19 protein-coding genes are annotated in these 23,492 nt (G+C 76.2%); 12 read left to right on the top strand and 7 right to left on the bottom strand.

Annotated elements, in window-relative coordinates; translation table 11 throughout:
• Window positions 1-28 precede the first annotated feature (28 nt).
• Window positions 29-2,194 (top strand): RecQ family ATP-dependent DNA helicase, encoded by a 2,166-nt coding sequence (locus GA0070558_RS05885; protein WP_091276574.1) that lies wholly within the window; start codon window positions 29-31, stop codon window positions 2,192-2,194.
• Window positions 2,195-2,342: 148 nt separating this feature from the next.
• The gene (locus GA0070558_RS05880) at window positions 2,343-3,299 is read left to right on the top strand and encodes a DUF8832 domain-containing protein (protein ID WP_091276570.1); all 957 of its coding nucleotides are present in this window, start codon (window positions 2,343-2,345) and stop codon (window positions 3,297-3,299) included.
• 56 nt (window positions 3,300-3,355) lie between these two features.
• Here the strand turns inward: GA0070558_RS05880 and GA0070558_RS05875 are convergent, their stop codons facing one another.
• A complete protein-coding gene (locus GA0070558_RS05875) occupies window positions 3,356-3,772 on the bottom strand; it encodes a helix-turn-helix transcriptional regulator (RefSeq protein WP_043965390.1) in 417 nt (138 codons plus the stop codon).
• Between the two features lie 277 nt (window positions 3,773-4,049).
• On the opposite strand from GA0070558_RS05875, the gene GA0070558_RS05870 reads away from it, so the two are divergent.
• Window positions 4,050-4,511 (top strand): hypothetical protein, encoded by a 462-nt coding sequence (locus tag GA0070558_RS05870; RefSeq protein WP_091276566.1) that lies wholly within the window; start codon window positions 4,050-4,052, stop codon window positions 4,509-4,511.
• A gap of 251 nt (window positions 4,512-4,762) precedes the next feature.
• On the opposite strand, the gene GA0070558_RS05865 is transcribed toward GA0070558_RS05870, so the two are convergent.
• From GA0070558_RS05865 to GA0070558_RS05850, 4 genes are all read right to left on the bottom strand, one after another.
• Complete coding sequence (locus tag GA0070558_RS05865; RefSeq protein ID WP_091276562.1) at window positions 4,763-5,917, bottom strand: class I SAM-dependent methyltransferase; 1,155 nt, start codon at window positions 5,915-5,917, stop codon at window positions 4,763-4,765.
• 275 nt (window positions 5,918-6,192) lie between these two features.
• Window positions 6,193-7,860 (bottom strand): DEAD/DEAH box helicase, encoded by a 1,668-nt coding sequence (locus tag GA0070558_RS05860; protein ID WP_091276558.1) that lies wholly within the window; start codon window positions 7,858-7,860, stop codon window positions 6,193-6,195.
• A gap of 384 nt (window positions 7,861-8,244) precedes the next feature.
• Window positions 8,245-8,472, bottom strand: a complete 228-nt coding sequence (locus GA0070558_RS05855; RefSeq protein ID WP_077938248.1) for a DUF3107 domain-containing protein — start codon at window positions 8,470-8,472, stop codon at window positions 8,245-8,247.
• A 65-nt stretch (window positions 8,473-8,537) separates the two neighbouring features.
• On the bottom strand, window positions 8,538-9,176 hold the full coding sequence (locus tag GA0070558_RS05850; protein WP_043965396.1) for a TetR/AcrR family transcriptional regulator: 639 nt from the start codon (window positions 9,174-9,176) through the stop codon (window positions 8,538-8,540).
• 147 nt (window positions 9,177-9,323) lie between these two features.
• Between GA0070558_RS05850 and GA0070558_RS05845 the strand changes: the two genes are divergently transcribed.
• From GA0070558_RS05845 to GA0070558_RS05820, 6 genes are all read left to right on the top strand, one after another.
• Entirely contained in the window at window positions 9,324-12,218 is a 2,895-nt protein-coding gene (locus GA0070558_RS05845; RefSeq protein ID WP_091276555.1) for a hypothetical protein, read from the top strand.
• A 44-nt stretch (window positions 12,219-12,262) separates the two neighbouring features.
• Complete coding sequence (locus tag GA0070558_RS05840; protein ID WP_091276756.1) at window positions 12,263-13,237, top strand: alpha/beta fold hydrolase; 975 nt, start codon at window positions 12,263-12,265, stop codon at window positions 13,235-13,237.
• 86 nt (window positions 13,238-13,323) lie between these two features.
• Window positions 13,324-14,178 (top strand): DUF3152 domain-containing protein, encoded by an 855-nt coding sequence (locus GA0070558_RS05835; protein ID WP_228987019.1) that lies wholly within the window; start codon window positions 13,324-13,326, stop codon window positions 14,176-14,178.
• Window positions 14,179-14,270: 92 nt separating this feature from the next.
• The gene (locus GA0070558_RS05830; protein WP_091276552.1) at window positions 14,271-15,215 is read left to right on the top strand and encodes a DUF3152 domain-containing protein; all 945 of its coding nucleotides are present in this window, start codon (window positions 14,271-14,273) and stop codon (window positions 15,213-15,215) included.
• Window positions 15,216-15,255: 40 nt separating this feature from the next.
• Window positions 15,256-16,503 carry an adenylyltransferase/sulfurtransferase MoeZ gene (moeZ, locus tag GA0070558_RS05825; RefSeq protein ID WP_176734112.1) on the top strand — a complete coding sequence of 416 codons (1,248 nt, stop codon included), beginning with the start codon at window positions 15,256-15,258 and terminating at the stop codon, window positions 16,501-16,503.
• Window positions 16,504-16,686: 183 nt separating this feature from the next.
• Window positions 16,687-17,568 (top strand): prenyltransferase/squalene oxidase repeat-containing protein, encoded by an 882-nt coding sequence (locus GA0070558_RS05820; protein WP_091276549.1) that lies wholly within the window; start codon window positions 16,687-16,689, stop codon window positions 17,566-17,568.
• Between the two features lie 91 nt (window positions 17,569-17,659).
• Here GA0070558_RS05820 and GA0070558_RS05815 read toward each other — a convergent pair whose 3' ends face one another.
• Both GA0070558_RS05815 and proB read right to left on the bottom strand, forming a co-directional pair.
• A complete protein-coding gene (locus tag GA0070558_RS05815) occupies window positions 17,660-18,904 on the bottom strand; it encodes a glutamate-5-semialdehyde dehydrogenase (protein WP_091276546.1) in 1,245 nt (414 codons plus the stop codon).
• A 69-nt stretch (window positions 18,905-18,973) separates the two neighbouring features.
• Entirely contained in the window at window positions 18,974-20,131 is a 1,158-nt protein-coding gene (proB, locus tag GA0070558_RS05810; protein ID WP_043965410.1) for a glutamate 5-kinase, read from the bottom strand.
• Window positions 20,132-20,144: 13 nt separating this feature from the next.
• Between proB and GA0070558_RS05805 the strand changes: the two genes are divergently transcribed.
• The 3 genes from GA0070558_RS05805 to GA0070558_RS05795 are packed head-to-tail and all read left to right on the top strand — an operon-like array spanning window position 20,145 to window position 23,475.
• On the top strand, window positions 20,145-20,459 hold the full coding sequence (locus tag GA0070558_RS05805) for an MGMT family protein (protein ID WP_074472481.1): 315 nt from the start codon (window positions 20,145-20,147) through the stop codon (window positions 20,457-20,459).
• A 32-nt stretch (window positions 20,460-20,491) separates the two neighbouring features.
• Window positions 20,492-21,952, top strand: a complete 1,461-nt coding sequence (locus tag GA0070558_RS05800) for an MFS transporter (protein WP_091276543.1) — start codon at window positions 20,492-20,494, stop codon at window positions 21,950-21,952.
• Complete coding sequence (locus tag GA0070558_RS05795) at window positions 21,949-23,475, top strand: pyridoxal phosphate-dependent decarboxylase family protein (RefSeq protein WP_091276541.1); 1,527 nt, start codon at window positions 21,949-21,951, stop codon at window positions 23,473-23,475. The genes GA0070558_RS05800 and GA0070558_RS05795 overlap by 4 nt, the downstream gene beginning before the upstream one ends.
• Window positions 23,476-23,492: the final 17 nt, after the last annotated feature.

The raw sequence follows: 23,492 nt of genomic DNA, 5'->3' as shown, positions 1-23,492 counted from the left end.
GGGGGGCCGGGGCTGGTAGGAATGGGGGGTGGATCAGCAGGGACAGGTGCGGGAACGGGCCGAGGCGGTGCTGCGTCGGCTGGCCGGCGACCACGCCCGGCTGCGGGAGGACCAGTGGCGGGCCATCGAGGCGCTGGTGGTGGACCGGCGTCGGGTGCTCTGCGTGCAGCGCACCGGGTGGGGCAAGTCGGCCGTCTACTTCGTGGCCACCGCCCTCCTGCGGGACCGCGACGGGGAGGGCCCACCCGCCGACTCGAAGCCCGCCGACTCCGGAGCCGCCGTCGTCGGGCCGACGGTGATCGTGTCGCCGTTGCTGGCGCTGATGCGCAACCAGGTCGAGGCCGCCGCCCGCGCCGGCATCCGGGCCCGCACCATCAACTCGGCCAACCTCGACGAGTGGGACGCGATCACCGCGGAGATCCACGACGGCGCGGTGGACGTGCTGCTGATCAGCCCCGAGCGGCTCAACAACCCCGACTTCCGGGACGCGGTGCTGCCTCAGCTGGCCGCGACGACCGGGCTGCTCGTCGTCGACGAGGCGCACTGCGTCTCCGACTGGGGGCACGACTTCCGGCCCGACTACCGGCGGCTGCGCACGTTCCTGGCGAACCTGCCGGAGCGTACGCCGGTGCTCGCCACCACGGCCACCGCGAACGCCCGCGTCACGGCCGACGTCGCCGAGCAGCTCGGCGACGCGCTCGTGCTGCGCGGCACGCTGGACCGGGAGTCGCTGCGGCTGGGGGTGCTCGACCTGCCCAGCCCCGCGCACCGGCTCGGCTGGCTCGCCGACCACCTGGACCAACTGCCCGGCTCCGGGATCATCTACACGCTGACCGTGGCGGCGGCCGGCGAGACCGCCGAGTTCCTGCGCTCCCGGGGCTATCCGGTCGCCTCGTACACGGGGCAGGCCGAGGACGCCGACCGGCGGGCCGCCGAGCAGGACCTGCTCGACAACAAGATCAAGGCGCTGGTCGCGACGAGCGCGCTGGGCATGGGCTTCGACAAGCCCGACCTCGGCTTCGTGGTGCACCTGGGCGCGCCGCCGTCGCCGATCGCGTACTACCAGCAGGTCGGCCGCGCCGGCCGCGCCGTCGAACACGCCGAGGTGCTGCTGCTGCCCGGTGCGGAGGACGCGGCCATCTGGCGCTACTTCGCCTCGCTGGCGTTCCCGCCCGAGGAGCAGGTGCGCGCCGTGCTGGCCGCCCTGCACACCGACCGGCCGCTGTCCACCCAGGCGCTCGAACCGATCGTCGACCTGCGCCGGGCCCGCCTCGAACTGATGCTCAAGGTCCTCGACGTGGACGGCGCGGTGCGCCGGGTGCGTGGCGGCTGGCTCGCCACGGGCGAGCCCTGGGCCTACGACGAGGCCCGGTTGCGCCGCGTCGCCCAGGCGCGCACCGCCGAGCAGCAGGCCATGCGCGAGTACGCGACGACGCCCGGCTGCCGCCTGCGGTACCTGCGGGAGTGCCTCGACGACGCCGGGGCGGGCGACTGCGGCCGGTGCGACCGCTGCGCGGGCCCGCTGTTCACCACCGACGTGTCTTCGCCGGCGCTGGGCTCGGCCCAGGGCTTCCTCGGCCGCCCCGGGGTGGACGTCCCGCCGAAGAAGCTGTGGCCGACCGGGTTGGACGCGGTGGGCGTACCCCTGAAGGGCCGGATCCCCCCGGCGGAGCAGGCGCTTTCGGGGCGGGCCGTGGGGCGGCTGTCCGACCTGGGCTGGGGCGGCCGGCTGCGGGAGCTGGTCGGCCCCGGCGCGGCGGACCGGCCGGTCCCCGACGACGTGGCCGGCGCGGTCGTCGAGGTGCTCAAGGCGTGGGCGCACGGCGACGACCCGTGGCCGCGCCGCCCGGTCGGCGTGGTCGCGGTCGGCTCCCGGCGGCGGCCGGAGCTGGTCGGTTCGCTCGCGGAGCGGATCGCCGCCGTGGGCCGGCTGCCGCTGCTCGGCGCGGTCGTGCCCACGGGCGCCGCCGGCCCGGACGGTCCGCGCGGCAACAGCGCCCAGCGGGTACGCGCGCTGCACGACGCCTTCGCCCTGCCGGACGGGCTGGCGGACACGCTCGCCGGGCTGGACGGGCCGGTGCTGCTCGTCGACGACCTGGTCGACACGGGCTGGACGCTGACGACGGTGGCCCGGCTGCTGCGCCGGGCGGGCGCGCCCGACGTGCTCCCCCTGGCGCTGGCCGTCGCCAGCTGACGGGTGCAAGGAAGGGCCCCCTGTTAACGCATTCTGTTGTACAGGGGCCCCCTGCAAACAAAAGTTCCCGGGCGCGGCGGATTGCGACCAGGGCCACGCCGCGCGGTCGCTGACCAGGCTGGGCGGGGCCCGGCGGTACGGTGGTCGGATGACCGATCAGCTTCCCGACGGCGGGGAGCCGCAGCAGCCCGGGTTGCTGGTCGACCGGGGCACGCTGCGGCTCGCGCTGGTCGTCGGCGGGCTGGTGCTCGCGGTCCTGCTCGGGTTCGGCCTCGGGCGGCTCAACCCGCCCCCGGCGGCCGGCGGCTACGCGCTGACCCCGGCCGGCGCGGACCACACCCATGCTCCGGGCACCGGGGCGCACGACCACGGGGGCACCGCCGACGGGAGCGACCCGACGGGTGTCGGCGGCCTCGCGGTCAGCTCCGGCGGCTGGACGCTGGCCCCGCTGGCGGCCGACCTCGCCGCCGGGCGGGCCGGCGAGTTTCGGTTCCAGATCCGGGACGCCCAGGGGCGGCCGGTGACCCGGTTCGCGGTCGTGCACGACAAGCCGATGCACCTGATCGTGGTGCGCCGCGACCTCACCGGCTACCAGCACCTGCACCCGACGATGGCGACGGACGGCACCTGGTCGGTCCCGCTGACCCTGCCGCAGCCGGGCGTCTGGCGGGCGTACGCCGACTTCACGCTGGTCACCGACGACGGCGGGCAGAGCGCCCGGACGTTGGGCACCGACCTGGCCGTCCCGGGGGAGTACGCTCCCCGGCCGCTGCCGGCGGCGGCCCGCACCGCCACCGTGGACGGCTTCGCGGTGAGCTGGTCCGGCGAGCCCGGCATCGGCGTGACCCGGCCGCTGCGGTTCGAGGTGCGCGCCGCCGACGGCGCCGCCGCGCCGCTGGAGCGTTACCTGGGCGCGTACGGGCACCTGGTGGCGTTGCGCGAGGGCGACCTGGGATATCTGCACGTGCACCCGGAGGCGGGGCCGCCGACGGCGGGGGTGAGCTTCCAGGCGACCGTGCCGGGGCCGGGCAGTTACCGGCTCTACCTCGACTTCCAGGTGGCCGGCGTGGTGCGGACGGCCGAGTTCACCCTGAACGTGCCCTGACCCGTGACCCTGCCGGGGCCGGGGCGGCTCAGCAGGGGCGGCTCAGCAGGGGCGGCTCAGCCGGCGCGGCGGACCGGACGGCGGGCCAGGTAGCGGAGCAGGTCGCGGATGTGGTGCTTCTCCTCGGCCGGCACGGCCGGGTCGGCCAGCCGCTGGAGGATGACCCGGACGTCGGCCTCGACCGGCCCCTCGTCACCGCGCCGCCGGGGGACGGGCCCGGAGTCGGGCAGCCCGAGGGCCCGGAAGGCCGCCGTCACGGGCAGGTCGAGTGCGGCGCAGAAGCCGCGCACCTTCGCCAGCTCGGGGTAGTCCTGCCAGTCGCCGGCGAGCCAGCGGAAGACGGTGGACCGGCCCACGCCGGTGTGCGACGCCAGGTCGCTGACGGTCCAGCCCCGTTCCTCGCGGGCGTCGTCGATGGCGCGTCGCACGAAACGCGCGAACGCCATCTGCGGCGAAACCTCTGGCGAAGCCATTCCTGCGCGGTCTTCCTTCGGGCCGGAGCACCGGGCGGTGCCCCCTGAGGGTAGTCCCACGGGTGGCGGAAGCAAGCGTTTGCTCGCCCCCTTCGTCCCGATCGGTGCCGTCCCGGGGCGGCTACCTGCGAATATCCCTCATGTTCTTTCCCGCCGAATGGGAACGTTCCCACGGGAAGCGTATCGGTCGCTGCGGGTGATTGCCGTACGTCAACTAAGCTCGATGCTCGTCCGCCCACCGTCCGTGGCCGTCCGTGACCGCCCGATGAGGAGCAGCATGACCGAGCCGAGCCGTCCGGTGCCGCACCGTCCGGGTGCGGTCAGTCTCTTCTTCGTCGCCAAGGCCGGCGTCTTCGCCGTCGGCTTCTGGGGCTGGCTCGCCTTCCTGGTGCTCCACGTCGACCGGGTGACCGGGGCGCACGTCCTGGCCGCCGCGGGCGCGGTCGCCACGACGCTGGTCGGCGTGGTGCTCGGCGTGCGCCTGGCCCTGCAGCGCAACGCGGCGGTGCGGCACGCCGAGCTCAAGCGGCTCCTGGTCGACATCTCCTGGAACGCCTTCGCCGCCGCCGGAAACGCGGAGACCCCGGCCAAGGTGGTGCCGTTCCCGACGGTGTCGCCCGACGCCGAGCGGCCCGGTGGCCGGGGGCGCGGAGACCGGTTCTCGGCCTTCGACCGCAGCGCCGGCAACGAGCGGCCCCCGGGGCGGGACCGGGGCGGCAGCGGCGACCGCCGCCGCTGAGCGGACCGGCAGGAGAGCGGCCCCGGGCCGGACCGGCGCGGGCCGGGGCCACGGCAAGGCGCGCCGCGGGCCGGCGCGAGAGCGGACCCGGGCCCGGCCCGGCCTGCCCGCTGGGCTTGATCGACTCCATGTCGGCGACATAGCGGTATCCCGACCCGTCGGACCCCGCCATATTCCCGACATAGCGAACGTGGGCCGGGCCCGTGAGCAGGTGCGGGCCGGGGTTCGGCGGCCCCCGGGGGCGCGCCGGGTCAGCCGGTCGGCGGCGTGGCGAGCAGCGTCTCCAGGCGCGGGGTCACCCGCCACTGGTCGACCAGCGCCCGGTAGTCCGCCCGCTGCCCGTCCGTCGGCGGCCCGCCCGCCCGGCGCGCCCGGATCAGCAGGTTCCGGGGCGTGTGCCGGGAGTCGACGAACTCGACCACCTCGGTCCGGTACCCGTGCAGCCGCAGCAGCGCGGCCCGCAGCGAGTCGGTCAGCACGTCCGCGAAGCGCTCGCGCAGGATGCCCTGCCGGGTCAGCAGGTCGTACGGGGCCGGAGCCGGCCGGGTCCGCAACTGGGCGGCGAGGTCGTGGTGGCAGCAGGGCGCGGCGAGCACCCAGCGGGCGTCCCAGCGCACCGCCCGGGCCAGCGCCTCGTCGGTGGCGGTGTCGCACGCGTGCAGGGCCAGCACCAGGTCGGGGGCGGGGTCGACCACCGCGTCGGCGATCGTGCCCGCCACGAAGGTCACCCGGTCGGCCCAGCCGAGCCGCCCGGCCAGCTCGGTGTTGCGCTGCCGCTGGTCCTCCCGCACGTCGACGCCGACCAGCCGCACGTCCAGCCCGCGCTGCGTGAGATACCGGTACGCGGCGAAGGTCAGGTATGCGTTGCCGCAGCCCAGGTCGACCACCCGCAGCGGCCCGGCGAGGTCGTCCGGCAGGGTCGCGGCGAGCGCCCGCAGGAACGCGTCCACCTGCCGGCGCTTCGCCGCCGTGCCGCCGATCTCGGCGAAGATCGGGTCGCCCGGGTCGAGCAGCCACTCCTTGGCCCGGTCGTGCCCGCCCGGCTCGGCGGCGGGCCGGGCGGCGGCGGCCCGGTGCACCTGCGCCTCGCCGGACTTGGTCACGCGGAGCTGGAGCGTCACGTCGGTCGTCTCCACGTGCCAGTTGCCGAACGGCTCGGCCAGCAGGGCGTCCACGGCCGCGCCGGCCTCCGCGCCGGGCGCGAGGTTGCGGGTGTGCGGGCGGGCCCCGTCGGAGGTGGCGAGCTGCAATCTCGGGCCCGCCTTGAGGACGACGGGGCGCAGCTCGGCGCGGACCACCGAGGGGCGGTGCCCCTTGCGGCGGCCGGCGGCGACGGCCCGGGTCAGCGCGGGGTCGAGCAGCAGGGCCCGGACCTCGGTCAGGGCGGCGTCCAGGGGTTCGGGCATCTCTCCATCTTCCTCGCCGGGATTCCCCCGGGCGCGGCGGGCGGCGGCCCCCGGCGGGACGCCAGGCCGATCCCTCGGCGGGACGTCGGGCGGCGATCGACGGGCAGCGGGCCGATCCCTCGGCGGGATATCGGGCGGCGGGCGATCCGTCGGTGGGGCGGCGGTCGGCGGGACGCCGGGTGTGCCGAGTCGCCCCGCCCGGTCGGTCGGCGCCGGAACGCGACATCCCCCGCTCCGGCTGGCCGGAGCGGGGGATGTCGACGGTCGCGCGTGGGTCAGTCGGCGGTCGCCTCGGCGGGCGTACCCGGGCCGGAACCGCCACTGCGGCGGCGTCGGCGGCGGCGGGGCTTGGCCGGATCGCCGTCGGCCGCCGCCGCAACGGGCTCGGCGCCGGACGGCTCGGCGGAGACCACCGCGGTCGGCTCGCCGGCCCCCGCCTCGCCGACCCGGCGGCGACGCCGGCGGCGCGGGGTGCGGGCCTCGCCCTCGGCGGCCTGCTCGGCCGGGACGCCAGCGGCGTCGCCGTCGCTGGCGGGCCGCGCCGGGCGGCGCTCGCCGCGACCACGGGACTCGCCCCGCTCGCCCCGCCGGGGGCCCCGGCCGCCGGACTCGCCGCGCCGGGACCGGCCGCCGAGGTCCTCCTCGACCTCCGCCGACAGCCCGGCCCGGGTCCGCTCCGCCGTCGGCAGGGTGCCGGTGACGTCGCGGGAGATGGCCAGGTCGGTGTAGAGGTGCGGCGAGGTGTGGTAGGTCTCCGGCGGCTCCGGCATCTCCAGCCCGAGCGTCTTGTCGATGATCCGCCAGCGGGGCATGTCGTCCCAGTCGACGAAGGTCACCGCGACGCCCGTGGCGCCGGCCCGGCCGGTGCGGCCGATCCGGTGGGTGTAGGTGTCCTGGTCCTCGGGGCAGTCGTAGTTGATGACGTGGGTGACGCCGCTGACGTCCAGGCCCCGGGCGGCCACGTCGGTGGCGACCAGGATGTCGATCTTGCCGGCCCGGAACGCGCGCAGCGCCCGCTCCCGGGCGCCCTGGCCCAGGTCGCCGTGCACGGCGGCCACGGCGAAGCCGCGGAAGTCGAGATCCTCGGCGACCCGGTCGGCGGCCCGCTTGGTGCGGGTGAAGATCATGGTCAGGCCGCGCCCCTCCGCCTGGAGGATGCGGGCCACGATCTCGATCTTGTTCATCGAGTGGGTGCGGTAGACCAGCTGCTCGGTCTGCGGCGACGGCCCGGTCTCGGCGGTGTGCCCGGCGTGGATCGTCATCGGCTGGCGCAGGAAGCGCCGGGACAGCGTGACGATCGGGTCAGGCATGGTGGCCGAGAAGAGCATGGTCTGCCGGTCCTCCGGCAGCATCGCGAGGATCTTCTCGACGTCGTCGAGGAAGCCCAGGTCGAGCATCCGGTCGGCCTCGTCGAGCACCAGCGCGCGCACCCGGTCGAGGCGCAGGTGCTTCTGCTTCTGCAGGTCCATCAGTCGGCCCGGCGTGCCGACCAGGATCTCGACGCCCTTGCGCAGCGCGTCGATCTGCGGCTCGTACGCCACGCCGCCGTAGATCGGCAGCACCCGGACGCCCCGCGTGCGCCCGGCGGCGTCGAGGTCCTTGGCGACCTGGATGCCCAGCTCGCGGGTGGGGACGACGACGAGGGCCTGCGGCACGCCGTCGCCGCCCTCGGCCGGGGCGAAGACGCGCTCCAGCAGCGGCACGCCGAAGCCGAGGGTCTTGCCGGTGCCGGTCGGTGCCTGGCCGATCATGTCGACGCCGCGCAGCGCGATCGGGATCGCGTACTCCTGGATGGCGAAGGCGCGGGTGATGCCGGCCGCCGCCAGCGCCTCGACGGTCTCCGGTCGGGCGCCGAGCTCGGCGAAGGTGGGTGCCTCCGGGCGGACCGGGGCGGTGGGTGCCAGCTCCTGGCCGGCTGTGGGATCGAAGATCTGATCGCTCATATGGATTTGGGGGTGCCCTCTCGTGGTGCGCCCCTCAGGTCCTCAGGGCGCGGACGGTAGTGGCGCGGGCCACACGGTCGGGGGCGGAGATCGCCGAGCCGGACCGGGCCGCACGCGCGCCGTGGTGCAGGGCTTCGGGTCGGAATCGACCCTTCGCCAGATCGGCGCCCACGGCAACTGCCCCATACTACCTGAGCCGCCCCGGTGTCGTCCCTGTTCAGGACAGGGTCCCCACGTCGGGGTCGGTGATTGTGACCTGGGTCACTTCAGCCCTACCCGATTGCGCCCGCTGCGACGCGTTTCGGATGGGTGGGGAGGTCCGGCCGGCCGACCTGCGCGGTCGGGCCGGCCAGCACCTCTGGCCGCCGGTCTCCCGCAGGGAGATCAGCGAACGGTGAAACCGACCGCCCGGGGCGAGGCCTCGGCGATCTCGACGTAGGCGACCTTGTTGACCGGCACGATGATCCGCCGGCCCTTCTCGTCGGTCAGGGAGAGCGTCCCTTCGTCCTTCGCGAAGGCGTCAGTCACGATCTGCTCGATCTCGGCCGGCGACTGCGCGCTCTCCAGAACCAGCTCGCGCGGCGCGTACTGCACGCCGATCTTGACCTCCACGGTGCCTCCTCAACTGGGGCGAAAAAGCCGCCGTGGGAAGGCTATCCGATCTCACGGCCGGATGTTCAGGCTGACTCACCCTGCAGCGGGAAGCTGGCGATGCCCCGCCAGGACAGCGCCGCCACGAGCGCCTCCGCCTCGGCCTTCGGCACCTGCCGGCCCCCGGCCAGCCAGAACTGCGCCGCCGTCTCCGCCGCGCCGACCAGGCCGGAGGCGAGCAGCTCGGCGTGCGCCCGGCTCACCCCCGTGTCGGAGATGATCGTGTCGGTGATCGCGGCGATGCAGCCCTGCTCCACCCGCTCCACCCGCTGCCGCACGGCCGGGTCGTTGCGCAGGTCGGACTCGAAGACCAGACGGAACGCCTCGCTCTCGTGGTCGACGAAGTCGAAGTACGCGCGGACCGACGCGCTGACGCGTTCCTTGTTGTCGTTGGTGCCCCGCATCGCGTCGTGCACCTTTGCCACGATCGCGTCACAGTGCGTGTCCAGCAGCGCCAGGTAGAGCTCCATCTTGCCCGGGAAGTGCTGATAGAGCACCGGCTTGGAAACCCCCGCCCGCTCGGCGATGTCGTCCATCGCGGCGGCGTGGTATCCCTGCGCGACGAACACCTCCTGCGCCGCCGCGAGCAGCTGCTTGCGCCGCGCGGAGCGGGGCAAACGCGTGGGCCGGCCGGCGGTCTGGGCACCGTTCCCCACAGCCGTCATGGGAACCTCCGAAACTGGTCGTACGAGCCGGCATATCGCCCGAACCGGTCGGGGTCGACGAACCCCGCGCGGAATTGGCCCGCCGCTGTAACTTATCGCCACTGTCACCACACGGTAGCCTCAGCGGGGGCGACCAAGGAGCGCGCGGTGAGTGAAGCAGGGCAACCCGGTGCCGCCACCCCGGGAGAGCACGGCGACGGCACGGGTCAGCAGGACGACCTCGCCCGTTCCGTCAGCGGGTGGGCGCCCTCGGCGACCGGCTGGTCCAGTGGCGGCGACGCCGGCGCGGCGCGGGAGGCGCCGTCCGGCTGGGGCCGCACCGAGCCGCCGTCCGGCTGGGGCGCCTCGTCGCCGCGCCACGGCGACCTGCCGGCCCCCCTGCCCGGCCCGGCCACCCGGGGTGAGCCCCCGACCCGGGTCAACGGCCACCCGCACGTCAACGGCGTGGCCCACCCCGGGGACGAGTCGCGTCCCGGCCGCCCGACGCCGGTCAGCGCGCCGCCCCTGCCGGAGGACGCCGCCTGGGAAACCGACGACGACCGGCTGACCGTCCCCGCGCAGCGCCCGGCCCCCGCCCTGGAGCGCTCGGCCGGCCCGTCGCGCGGCACCGACCCGGACCCCGCCGCGCGGCACTCCTCCGACGACCAGCCGGCCCCCCGCCTGGGCCACTGGCCCGACGGCGACGCCCCGGCGTCCGCGCCCCCCGCCGGTCAGGTGCCGCCGGCCGACGCCGGCTTCGACGCTCCGCGCGGCTTCCCCGCCGACCGGGCCGCCTTCGATCAGGGCGCGACGGCCGGCGGGCCGTACGACTGGGCCCACCGCTTCCCGCCCGAGGGCGACGATCCGCGCGGCTATCCGGCCGACCCCGGCCGTGCCGGCCATCCCGGCGAGCCCGACCGCGGCGGCTATCCCGGCCCTCCCGGCGAGCCCGACCGCGGCGGCTATTCCGGTCCTCCCGGCGAGCCCGACCGTGGGCCGGTCCGGGGGCGTGACGAGAGCGCCGCGCCACCGCCGCCGGGCTGGGCCGGCCCCGACTGGAACCGCCCGAGCTGGGGCGGGGGGTGGGCCCCGCCGTGGTCCCGCGACCAGGCCGAGCCGGCCGGCCGCCGCTCCCGCGACGACGAGGGCGAGCCCGCCCGCCGGTCCCGCGACGACGGGTCGGCCGGGCGTCGCCTGCGCGCCGACGAGGACACCGCCGACCGCCACGCCGGCATCGACGAGCTGGCCGGGCGCCGGGCCCGCGCGGAGGCCGAGCCGGTCGGCCCGGCGCGCGCGGAGACCGAGCAGACCGGTCCGCCGTCACGCGAGGGCCGGGCGGCCGACTGGGCCCCCCCGCCCGGTCGCAGCCACCCGCCGGAGCCGAACCACCCCTACGCCGCCGAGCCGATCCGGCCGTACGAGCCGGTGCGCGCCGAGCCGATCCGCCCGTACCAGCCGGTGCGGGCCGAGCCGATCCGCCCGTACGAGCTGCCCCGTCCCGGGTCCGAGCCGCGTGCCGGGGCCGAACCGGCCGCCCGACCCGCCCCGGACCCGGCCGAGCGCCCCGCCTGGGCCGGTGGCCGCCCCGCGTCCGCCCCGCCCGCTGCCGGGCCCGAGACCTCGGCCGCCGCAGCCGTCGACCCGGCCGAGGTCCGGGCCGCCGCGGCCCGGCCCTTCCGGCTTCGTCCGGTCCCCGAGGACGCCCCGCCCACCGACGCACCCGGCCAACCGCCGACCGCCACCGGTGCCGGGCCGACCGCCGCACCCGCCACGAGCGGGATCGGCCGGCTGGTCCGCACCCCACCCGCGCCCGCCCCGACGAGCGCACCCCCGTACGCGGCCCGCCGATCCGCACCCGACCCGGTGACCCCGGCCGCCCCGGCCGACGGGGGCCGGCAGCCGGACCGCACGGCGGTGCTGCCGCAGCGCGTCCCCGCCGAACCGGACGTGCCCGTCGTGCCGGAGCCGCCAGCCGTGGAGCCCCCCGCCGAGACCCCGGAGCTCGCCCGCATCGCCACCCACCTTCGTCGCGACGACGAGCCCGCCCCGCCGCAGGAGCGGCCCGAGGGGTTCGACGTCAACGCCATCCTCGACGCCGTACGCGGTGTCGCCGGGGTGCGGGACGCGGCCCTGCGCCGCACCCCGGCCGGCGCGCACAGCCTGCGGCTCGACCTCGCCGACGGTGCCGACCCCGCCGAGGTGAGCCGCCAGGTGGCCCGCCTGCTGCAGGAGCGGATGGGGCTGGCCGCCGCCCCGCAGGACGTACCGGGGATGCCGAGCGCCCCGCCGCCGCCCGTGCGTCGTCGCTCCGCCGAGGCACGCCCCGACCTGCGGGGCGCCGCCCCCCGGCCCCCCGAGCGCCGCCCCGCCGACCCCCGGGGAGTCGCCGGCCGGCTGCCGGAGGCCCGACCGCCCGCCGACGTCCCGCCGCCCCGGCTCGACCGCCGGGCCGACCCGGCGGGGGAGCCGCCGCGCCGGCGTCGCCCGGCGACCACGCACCGGGGCCGGGCCGCCGTGGAGGAGCCGGGCCAGGTCAGCGCCGCCCCGGCCGGCCTCGCGACGGGCAGCCCGGCGACGCTCGGCTCCTCGTACTCCGGTGGGCAGATGACCACGACGGAGACCGCGCCGTCGCGACCGCTGGACACCGGCGGCGCGCCGGGGCCCCGCGTGGTGATCGACCACGTCCAGGTCAGCACGTTCGGCCTCGACGCGAACGTCGAGGTCCGCCTCCTCGCCGACCAGGAAACCGCATCCGGGTACGCGACCGGGCCCGCCGTGGACGGCTACGTGCTGCGGCTCTGCGCCGTCGCCGCGGCGGCGGCGGTAGACCGGTTGCTGCGCGGCGGCGAGCAGGAGCCCGACCGGGGCCGGTGCTTCGTCGAGCACGCGGCGGTGGTGCCGTTCGGCAACTGCGAGGTGGCCACGGTGGTGGTGCTGCTGGTCTGCGACGGCTGGGTCGAGCAGCTCGCCGGCTCGGCGCTGGTGGCCGGCGATCCCCGGCAGGCCGTCGTCCGGGCCACCCTGGCGGCCGTCAACCGCCGCCTGGAGGCGCTGCTGGCGTGACCGACGGCGGGCGGGACGCCGGCGGCGCGGGCAGACTTGGTGCCATGAAAGCCGCCATCCTCGGGCCGGACCACCACCTGCCCCCGCACGGGACCCCGCCGCCGTGGCCCGGTCGGGAGGTACGCCTCGACGGCTCCGTCACCTACGTCCGGGACACCCCGGCCACCGCCGCCGGGGCCGAGCCGGCGCTCTACGTCCACGGCCTCGGCGGGTCGTCGCAGAACTGGACCGACCTGGCCGGGCTGCTCGCCGACCGGCTCGACGGCCAGGCCATCGACCTGCCGGGGTTCGGGCACAGCGAGCCGAGCCGGCGCTACACGGTCCCCGCGTTCGCCGAGCACGTGGTCCGCTGGATCGAGCACTCCGGCCGGGGGCCGGTGCACCTGCTCGGCAACTCGCTGGGCGGGGCGGTCTCGGTGCGGGTCGCCGCGCTGCGCCCGGACCTGGTACGCACGCTGACCCTGATCTCCCCGGCGCTGCCCTTCCTGGACTTCCGCCGCTCGTTGCAGGGCCGGATGCTGCCCCTGCTGGCCGTGCCGCGCGGGGAACGGCTCGTCGGCTGGCAGTTGGCCCGGCTGGACCCGAAGGTGATGGCGCAGCAGGTGATGGAGTCCTGCGTGGCCGACCTGACCCGGATCAGCGAGCAGCGCCGGCAGGAGGCGCTGGAGGAGATCCTGCTGCGCTACCAGGCCGCGCACTACGCCTCCGTGTACGTGCGCACCTTCCGCGGCCTGGTCTCCAGCTTCCTGCGTTCGTACCTGCGGGGGCCGGAGTCGCTGTGGCGGCTCGCCGCGGCGGTGCGGGTGCCGACGCTGGTGATCGGCGGGTCCGAGGACCGGCTGGTCGACGTGCGGGTGGCGCCGCAGGCCGCCCGGGTGATCCCGGACAGCCGGCTGTTGATGCTGCGCGGCGTGGGGCACGTGGCCCAGCTGGAGGTGCCCCGCACGGTGGCCCGCGCGGTGCTCGGGTTGCTCGACGAAGTGGCGAACCCCGTGACGGTCCGTGACGTGGCATCCTGACCGGGATGCCCGGATTCCTGCCTCGTCGCGCTTCCCGCCCGAATTCCCCCGCAGCCCCTGCCGTCCGACGGCGTACCCTGCTGTCGGTGGCCGCCCTCGCCGGGTGCGTCCTGGCCGGCGCGGTCCTGCTGACGGCCCGGCCCCCGACAGGCGACGGTCCCCCGACCGACGTCGAGGCGCTGGCCGTCGACCAGGCGGCCCGCACGCCGGCCCCGGCGGGCGGCGTGGCCCTCCCGGCGGCGTCGCCGAGCCCCGGCGGCCCCCCGGCGGCGGCATTCGGCGGTCCCCCGCCCGTCGACACCGGCTCCCCGCCGGCGCCCGGCGCGTCCCCGGTGCTGCGGATCCCGGGGCCCGTGCCGTCGGCCGGCGGGGGCGGCTTCCGGTACGACGACCGCCCCGGCGCGGTGCTCGGCGCGGCCGGCGCGCTGCGCCGCTACCGGGTGGCGGTGGAACGGGAGGCCGGCGAGGACGTGGGCGACTTCGGCACGGCGGTGCAGGAGGCGCTGGCGGGGCCGGGGAGCTGGGTGGACAGCGGCCGGCTGCGGCTGCAACGGGTGCCCGGCGCGGCCCGGCACGACTTCACGGTCTACCTGGCCACGGCCGGCACGGCGGGGCGGATGTGCGCGGCCGGCGGGGTCGACATCCGGGTGGGCGGGCGGCCCTACACCTCCTGCCGCGCGCCCGGGAAAGTGATCATCAACCTGGACCGGTGGCGGCTGTCGGTGCCGCACTTCGTCGACGCCGGGGTGCCGCTGGCGGTCTATCGGACGTACGTGGTGAACCACGAGGTCGGGCACCAGTTGGGGCACGGGCACGAGCGCTGCCCGAAGCCGGGCCGGCCGGCGCCGGTGATGATGCAGCAGACCCTCTTCCTCAACGGCTGCGTGGCCAACCCGTGGCCGTACCGGGACGGCCGCCGCTACGCCGGCCCGCCGCTGTGACCGGGGCGCGGCGCGCCGGGAAAGGCGAGGGCTTTTCGCGCTGAGGGCAGCAAAAGCGCAGTTGAGCGCGTTTTGTCTGTCAGGCTGACGGGGTGACTACCCTCTCCCCATCCGGGGCGTACCGCCCCCGGCGGCCGGGTCGCTCGCGCTCCCGTACGGCGCTCGGCGGCCTGTCCGCCCTGGTCGCCGTCGCCGCCGCCGCGCTCCTGGTCCTCGGCGCGGTGCCGCCGACCGGGCCGGGGGCGGACCCCGGCGGGGCGGGGGCCGGGGCGGGCGACCACCGCGTCGGGGCCGCGCAGGGAGACCGGGCCGACCAGGACGGCCGGGCCGAGCGGGCCGCCCCGGGGCGGTCGGGCGGCTGGCCGACCAGCGGACCCGGCCGGTTCACTGCCGCCGCGGGTCAGTCCCCGGTCCAGGGCACGGGCGGGCCGGTGCGCCGCTACCGGGTGCTCGTCGAGCGGGACACCGGCCAGGACCCGGACGCGTTCGCCGCCGTGGTCGACGAGGCGCTGGGCGACCCGCGCAGCTGGATAGCCTCGGGCGACCTGCGCCTGCAACGGGTGGCCGGGCCCGCCGCCCCCGCCGGCCCGGAGCCCGCCGCCGACCCGGAGGCCGCCGCCGCCCCCTCCGCCGACGCCGCCCCCGACACCCCCGACACCCCCGACGTTTCCGCACCCGAGGCGGATTTCACCGTCTACCTGGCGACCCCCGTCACCTCCGAGCGGATGTGCGCGCTCGGCGGGCTGCGCACCGAGCGGTACACCTCCTGCCGCCTGCCCGGCCAGGTGATCATCAACCTGGCCCGGTGGATGGAGGCGGTCCCGGACTACGGCGCCCCGTTGGACGTCTACCGCGCGTACGTGGTCAACCACGAGGTCGGGCACGAGCTCGGCGAGCTGCACGAAGCCTGCCCGGGGCCGGGCGAGCCCGCGCCGGTGATGCAGCAGCAGACGTACGGCCTCGACGGCTGCGTCGCCAACCCCTGGCCCTACCTCGACGGCAAGCGGTACGCGGGGGAGCCGACCCCGGGCACCTGAGTTATTCCCGCTCCCGCATGTCGGGCGGGTGTCCCTGCTCATGGCCGATCGGCGGTTCGGCGAGCGACAATGGCTCGTCACCCACGCCGATCCCGGGGAGTCCACCGTGTCGTTGCCCCCGCTCGTCGAGCCCGCCGCCGAGCTGACCGTTGACGAGATCCGCCGCTACTCGCGCCACCTGATCATCCCCGACGTCGGGGTCGAGGGGCAGAAGCGGCTGAAGAACGCCCGGGTGCTCTGTGTGGGCGCCGGCGGTCTCGGCTCGCCGGCCTTGCTCTACCTGGCCGCGGCGGGCGTCGGGACGCTCGGCATCATCGACTTCGACACCGTCGACGAGTCCAACCTCCAGCGGCAGGTCATCCACGGCGTCTCCGACGTCGGCCGGTCCAAGGCCGAGTCCGCCGCCGCGTCGATCCGCGAGATCAACCCGCTGGTCAACGTGGAGATCCACAACACCGCGCTGGACCGCGACAACGTGCGGGAAATCTTCTCCGGCTACGACCTGATCGTCGACGGCACCGACAACTTCGCCACCCGCTACATGGTCAACGACGCGGCGGTGCTGCTCGGCAAGCCGTACGTCTGGGGGTCGATCTACCGGTTCGACGGCCAGGCGTCGGTGTTCTGGGCCGAGCACGGCCCCTGCTACCGCTGCCTCTACCCGGAGCCCCCGCCGCCCGGCATGGTCCCCTCCTGCGCCGAGGGCGGCGTGCTCGGCGTGCTCTGCGCGTCGATCGGCTCGATCCAGGTCAACGAGGCGATCAAGCTGCTCGCCGGCATCGGTGAGCCGCTGGTCGGCCGGCTGATGGTCTACGACGCCCTGGAGATGAGCTACCGCAAGATCAAGGTCCGGAAGGACCCGAACTGCGTGCTCTGCGGCGAGAACCCGACGGTCACCGACCTGTTGGAGGACTACGAGGACTTCTGCGGCGCGGTCTCCGAGGAGGCCCAGGAGGCGGTGGTCGACGCGACCATCACCGCGGCCGAGCTGAAGGAGTGGCAGGACGCCGGCAAGGACATCTTCCTCGTCGACGTCCGCGAGCCCGCCGAGTATGAGATCGTCCGGATCCCCGGCTCGACGCTCATCCCCAAGGGCGAGATCATCTCCGGCGAGGCGCTGGCGAAGCTGCCGCAGGACAGGCAGATCGTGCTGCACTGCAAGTCCGGCGTCCGCTCCGCCGAGGCGCTCGCCGCGCTCAAGGCGGCCGGCTTCCGCGACGCGGTGCACGTCCAGGGCGGCGTCCTGTCCTGGATCAAGCAGATCGACCCCTCGCTCCCCGCGTACTGAGCACGACCGGGCTGAGTGCAAGGAAGGGCCCCTTCTTAACGCTTTCGGCAGAGAAGGGGCCCCTTCTCACACCCACCCGCCGGTCGGCGGCACCTGCTCGCCCACCGTTGGCACCTGCTCGCCCAGTGTCGCCCGGCCGACCATCCGAGGTGGGATCGCGTTTGCGTCGGTAGCGTTCCTGCCGTGGTCGACTTGGACGCCGCGATCGGGTTCGTGGTGGCGCACGGTGACGCGGTGGAACGGGCCCGGCTGTCCTGGCTGCGGGCCGGCGCGGCACCGTCGCCGGAACTGCTCGACAGCGCCGAGGTGGGGCAGACTCCCACCGGCGGCTGGCCCGCCGTCTGGGGCGCCGACGTCGCCTCGGTCGACGCCACCTGCTTCCGCCTCGCCGAGCTGGACGACCTCGGTGCTCTCGGCCGGCCCGCCGCCCGCCGGGCGCTGGACTGGTTGGCGTCCCGGCAGCAGGCCGACGGCGGCTGGGAGGAGGATCCCGCCCTCGCCGACGACGCCCCCTGGTGGGCCAGGCCCGGCGACCCCGAGGCGCGGCTGTACCTGACCGCCACCGTCACCTTCTGGCTCACCGTCGCCGACCTGGACGCGCGGCACGCCGCGCCCGGCCGCCGCGCGGCACACTCACCCGACCCCCGCTGGCCGGCCGGACCACCCGACCAGGCCGCCGGAGCGTACGCCGGCAGCGCCTACCAGGGCGTGGTGCAGACCGCCGTTCAGGCCCTCGCCGGGCAGCTCCAGCCGGACGGCACCTTCCCGTCGTACCTGGCCGTCGGCTGGCTCAGCGCGGCGGTCTTCCACCAGCAGGAACTGTTCTACGAGTCGGCCCGGATCCAGGTGTCGCTGGCCGACCGGATGCCGAAGCTCTCCCCGGCCAACGCGGCGTCGCTGGCCGCCGCCCTGCGGCGGGTCGGCGTCGACGAGCAGCACTGGACGCTGGTCGCGGCCCGCCGCCGGTTGGCCGAGACCCAGCGCAGCGACGGCGGCTGGGAGAGCGACGACGGCCACCAGTTCGACGTGCACACCACCCTGGCGGCGATCCGCGCCTGCCGCTGACCGGCCCGCCGCCTGCCTCGGGCTCCGCCCAGCGGGGTGAGAAGGGAACCCCTCTCTACCGTATGCGTTAACAAGGGGCCCCTCCTTACACCTACCCCCGCAGGTGGCCGTCGCCCGTCACCACGTACTTCGTGCTCGTCAGCTCCGGCAGGCCCATCGGCCCCCGGGCGTGCAGCTTCTGCGTCGAGATGCCGATCTCCGCGCCGAAGCCGAACTCGCCGCCGTCGGTGAACCGGGTCGAGGCGTTGACCATCACCGCCGCCGCGTCGACTCGGGCCACGAACTCGCGGGCCGCCGACTGGGAGTCGGTGACGATCGCCTCGGTGTGCCCCGTGCCGTACCGGCGGATGTGCGCCACCGCCGCGTCGAGCGAGTCGACGACGGCGACGGAGATGTCCGCCGACAGGTATTCCGTGGCGAAGTCCTCGTCGGTCGCCGGCACCACCGCCGACGAGTACGCGGCGACCTCCGGCGAGCCGTGCACCGTCACCCCGGCCTCGGCGAACGCGGCCAGCACCGCCGGCAGGAACGCGTCCGCGACGGAGGCGTGCACCAGCAGCGACTCGGCGGTGTTGCAGGTCGACAGGCGCTGGGTCTTGGCGTTCAGGGTGATCGCGACGGCCTTGGCGAGGTCGGCGGCGGCGTCGACGTACACGTGGCAGTTGCCGACCCCCGTCTCGATCACCGGCACCGTCGACTCCTCCACGACGGTGCGGATCAGCGACGCCCCGCCGCGCGGGATCAGCACGTCGACCAGGCCGCGCGCCCGCATCAGCTCCTTGACCGAGTCGCGGGAGCTGGCGTCGAGCAGCTGCACGGCGTCCGCCGGCAGGCCGGCCGAGGCGACCGCGTCGCGCAGCACCGCCACCAGGGCCGCGTTGGAGTGCGCCGCCGAGCCGGAGCCGCGCAGCAGCGCCGCGTTGCCCGACTTCAGGCAGATCCCGGCGGCGTCCACGGTCACGTTCGGGCGGGCCTCGTAGATGATCCCGACCACCCCGAACGGCACCCGGACCTGCCGCAGCTCCAGCCCGTTGGGCAGGGTCGAGCCGCGTACCACCTCGCCGACCGGGTCGGGCAGCGCGGCCATCTCGCGCAGCGCCTCGGCGATGCCCGCCACCCGCGCGGCGTCGAGCGCGAGCCGGTCCAGGATGGCCGCGCTCAGCCCGGCCTCCCGCCCGGCCGCCAGGTCCGCCGCGTTCGCGGTCACGATCTCGGGGGTACGCGCGACCAGCGCGTCGGCCATCGCCACCAGTGCGGCGTCCTTGGTGGTGCGCGTGGCGACCGCCAGGGCCTCCGCCGCGCCCCGGGCCCGCCTGGCCTGCTCGACGACGCTCATCCAGCTCACTCCTCACGGTGTTAGGAAGGGACCCCTGTACAACAGAATGCGTTAACAGGGGGCCCCTGCTTACAGCAGCACCAGGTCGTCGCGGTGGACGACCTCACGTTCGTACGCCGGCCCGAGCGCAGCCGCCAGCTCGCCCGTCGAGCGGCCGAGCAGCCCCGGCAGCTCCACGGCGTCGTAGTTGACCAGCCCCCGGGCCACCGGCGCGCCCCCCGCGTCGACCAGGTCGACGGGGTCGCCGGCGGTGAACGCCCCGTCGACGGCGGTGATCCCGGCCGGCAGCAGCGACTTGCGCCGCCCCACCACGGCGGCCACCGCGCCCGCGTCGAGGTGCAGCCGGCCGCGCGGGGTGGTGGCGTGGGCCAGCCAGAACAGCCGGGCGGTCGGGCGTCTGCGCTCGGCGTGGAACAGGGTGCCGACCTCGTCGCCGGCCAGCGCGGCGGCGGCCAGTCCGGCGGCGGTGAGCACCACGGGGATGCCGAAGCCGGTGGCGATCCGGGCCGCCTCGACCTTGGTGACCATGCCGCCGGTGCCGACGCCGGCCCGCCCGGCCCCGCCGATCTGCACGCCGGCCAGGTCGCGTTCGTCGCGGACGTCGGTGATCCGGGTCGACTCGGGCCGGGCCGGGTCGCCGGTCCAGAGGGCGTCGACGTCGGAGAGCAGCACCAGCAGCTCGGCGTGGACGAGGGCGGCGACGAGGGCGGCGAGCCGGTCGTTGTCGCCGAACCGGATCTCCTCGGTGGCGACGGTGTCGTTCTCGTTGACGATCGGCACGGCCCGCAGGTCGAGCAGCTTGCGCAGCGTCCGGTACGCGTTGCGGTAGTGCGCCCGGCGGGTCACGTCGTCGACGGTGAGCAGCACCTGCCCGACGGTGAGGCGGTGCCGGGCGAAGCCGGCCGCGTACCGGCCGATGAGCAGGCCCTGGCCGACGCTGGCGGCGGCCTGCTGGGTGGCCAGGTCGCGCGGGCGGCGGCTGAGCCCGAGCGGGGCGAGCCCGGCGGCGATCGCGCCGGAGGAGACCAGCACCACCTCGCGGCCGTCGGCGGCGAGCCGGGCGAGGGTGTCGACGAGCGCGTCGACGCGGGCGTCGTCGAGGCCCCCGGACGCGGTGGTCAGCGAGGACGAGCCGATCTTGACGACGACCCGCCGGGCCGAGGTGACTGCGAGACGCACCCGCCCATTCTGCGCGGTCGGGTCGGCGGGGCCCGGCGGCGTTCCCATATCGTGGCAGCTCGTGACACCTGCGGAGTACGTCGAGGCGGTCCTGGAGCTGGTCGAGCGCATCCCGCCGGGGCGGGTGATGTCGTACGGCGCGGTCGCCGACGCGCTGGCCGAGCGCTCGGGGCGGGCGTCGGCGCGGCTGGTCGGCTCGATCATGGCCCGGCACGGGGGCGGGGTGCCGTGGCACCGGGTGGTCACCTCGGCGGGCCGGCTGCCGCCCGGTCACGAGGTCGAGGCGCGGGCCCGGCTGCGCGCCGAGGGCGCCCCGCTGGGCGGGACGGGGGTGGACATGGCCGCGGCGGCCTGGTCGCCGGAAGAGGGGATGTGACCGCGACCATAACGTGAGTAACATTCGGCGTCATGACGCTGCCGCCCGCCGGACCCGGGACGCCGCCCGCGGCCCAGGCGCCGGAGCCCGGCGCGGGCGGGGCCGCTCCGCAGTCCGGCGGCCACGTCCTGCCCCGCCGGGTGCACGCCGGCTACGCCCTCGGCTCCCTGGTCACCGGGGCGTTCGGCACCGTGCCGGGGCTGCTGCTCCTGCCCTACCTGACCGACACCCTCGGCGTCGCAGCCGGGGTGGCCGCCCTGCTGGTGCTCCTGCCGAAGGCGTGGGACGTGCTGGTCAACCCCGTCGCCGGGCGGATCTCCGACCGGACCAGGTCGCGCTGGGGAGCCCGCCGGCCGTACCTGCTGCTCGGCGGCCTCGCCCTCGCCGCGCTGTTCGCCGCGATCTTCGCCGCCCCGTTCGGCGTCGGCCCGGCCGCCGGGGCGTACGTCGCCCTCGCCTTCCTCGCCACGGCGACCGCGTTCGCGTTCTTCCAGGTCCCCTACGTGGCGATGCCCGCCGAGCTGACCGACGACTACGCCGAACGTACCCGGCTGATGAGCTGGCGGATCGCGGTGCTGGCGGTGGCCATCCTGGTCTCCGGCGCGGTGGCCCCCGCCGTGGTGACCGCCGGCGGCGACGGCGTCGCCGGGCACCGCTGGATGGGCCTGTTCGTCGCCGCGCTGATCGTGCTCGGCACCCTCGGCGCGTTCCTCGGCACCCGGGGCGCGCCCACCGGTACGGTCGGCGAGAGCGAGCCGACGCTGCGCGCCCAGCTCGCCGTCGCCGCCCGCAACCGGCCGTTCCGGGCGCTGCTGGTCTGCTTCGTGATCCAGTCCGCCGGGGTCGCCACCATCCTGGCCGGGGTCAGCTACTTCGCCGACCAGGTGCTGCGCGACCCGACCACCGGCCCCACCGTGCTGTTCGCCTGCTTCGTCGGGCCGGCGCTGCTGGTGATGCCGCTGTGGACCCGCGTCGGCGCGCGGGTCGGCAAGCGGTCCGCGCTGGTCGCCGCGTCCGCGCTGCTCACGGCGGGTGCCGCCGGCCTGGTCGCCGCGCCGGTGCTGCCGGCCGTCGCGGTCTACCTCGTGGTCGCGGTCATCGGCGTCGGGTACGCCGGCCAGCAGGTCTTCGCGCTGGCCATGCTGCCCGACTGCATCGCGTACGACACGGCGCGCACCGGCCGCCGGCAGGCCGGCGTGTTCACCGGCCTGTGGACGGCGGGGGAGACCCTCGGCCTCGCCCTCGGCCCCGGCATCTACGGGCTGGTGCTCCAGCTCAGCGGGTACGTCTCCTCCGACACCGGCACGGCGGCAGCGCAGTCCGACGCGGCCCGCCTCGGCGTGCTGCTGGGCTTCACGGTGCTGCCGGCCCTGCTGGTCGGCCCGCCCCTGCTCCTGCTGCGCCACTACACGCTCACCCGGGACGACCTGCTGACCGTCGCCACCGGCCACCACGAGACCGGCCACCATGAGAGGAACGTCACCGCCGCATGAGCGACGACCAGGACAACGGCCAGGACACCGGCCGGGCGCTGCCGGAGCGCGGGCTGCCGGCCGAGCGGGTGCTCGGCGACATCGGGGCGCTGCGCGCGGGGGATCGGCCCACCCACGGGGGGCGGCTCTTCGCGTACGTCTACGACCCGGCCGTGCCCGGCCTGGACGAGCTGGCCGCCGCCGCCCACGCGAGCAGCGCGCACGTCAACGGCCTCGACCCGACGGCGTTCCCGTCGCTGCTGGCGATGGAGAACGCGCTGGTCGGGGCGGCGTCCCGGCTGCTCGGCGGCGGCGCCGGCACGGGCGCGCCGGACGTCGTCGGCAGCGTCACCAGCGGCGGCACCGAGTCGCTGATCCTCGCCGTGAAGGCCGCCCGCGACGCCCGCCCCGACGTCGCCGCGCCCCGCATCGCCGTGCCGGTGACCGCCCACGCGGCGTTCGCCAAGGCCGCCCACTACCTGCGGGTCGTCCTCGACCCGGTGCCCGTCGACCCGGTGACCCTGCGGCCGTCCGCCGCCGCCGTGGCCGCCGCGATCGGCCCCGACACGGTGCTGGTGGCCTGCTCCGCCCCCTCGTACGCGCACGGCGTCGTCGACCCCGTCGCCGAGATCGCGGCGGTGGCCGCCGAGGCCGGGGTGCGCTGCCACGTCGACGCCTGCTTCGGCGGCTGGACGCTGCCCTGGCTGCGCCGCCTCGGCGAGCCGGTGCCGCCGTTCGACTTCACCGTCGCCGGGGTCACCTCGATCTCCGTCGACCTGCACAAGTACGCGTACGCCCCGAAGGGCGTCTCCGTGCTGCTGCACCGCACCCCGGCGCTGCGCGCCCCGCAGTTCTTCGCGTACGCCGACTGGCCCGGCTACACGATGGTCAACCCGGTGATCGCCTCCACCCGCTCGGGCGGCCCGATCGCCGCCGCGTACGCCACGCTGCGCCACCTCGGCGAGGACGGCTACCTGCGGCTGGCGGCGGCGACCCGCGACGCCGTGGCCGGCCTCGCCGACGCGGTACGCGGCACCGACGGGCTGCGGCTGCTGGCCGAGCCCGAGTCGACGGTGGTCTGCTTCACCTCCACCGACCCGACGCTGGACCTGTTCGTGCTGGTCGACGAGCTGACCGCGCGCGGCTGGCACACCCAGCCCCAACTCTCGTACGCCGACCTGCCGGCCAGCGTGCACCTCACCGTGACCGCCGCGGTGGCCCCCCGGGTGGCGGAGTTCGGCCCCGACCTGGCCGACGCGGCGGCGGCGGCCCGCGCCGCCGGCCCGGTGAAGCTGCCCGCCGAGCTGACCGCGCTCGCGGCGACCCTGACCCCGGACGCGCTCACCCCGGAACTGGTCGCCGGCTTGGCCGCCGCCCTCGGCCTCGGCGGGCCGGGTGCCGGCCTCGACGGCACGGCGGCGGACGGTGCGGGCGGCTTCGCGCCGGACGCCACCGTCAACGCCCTGCTCGACGCCGCCCCGCCGGCCCTGCGGGAGCGGCTGCTGGTCGAGTTCGTCGGCCTGCTGCAACGCCCCACGTACTGAGCTGCCCCTGCGCCGCC

The organism is Micromonospora haikouensis (assembly GCF_900091595.1).
Classification (GTDB): domain Bacteria; phylum Actinomycetota; class Actinomycetes; order Mycobacteriales; family Micromonosporaceae; genus Micromonospora; species Micromonospora haikouensis.
Note: the sequence above shows the minus strand (reverse complement) of the source record. Positions and strands in the feature narration are given on the sequence as shown.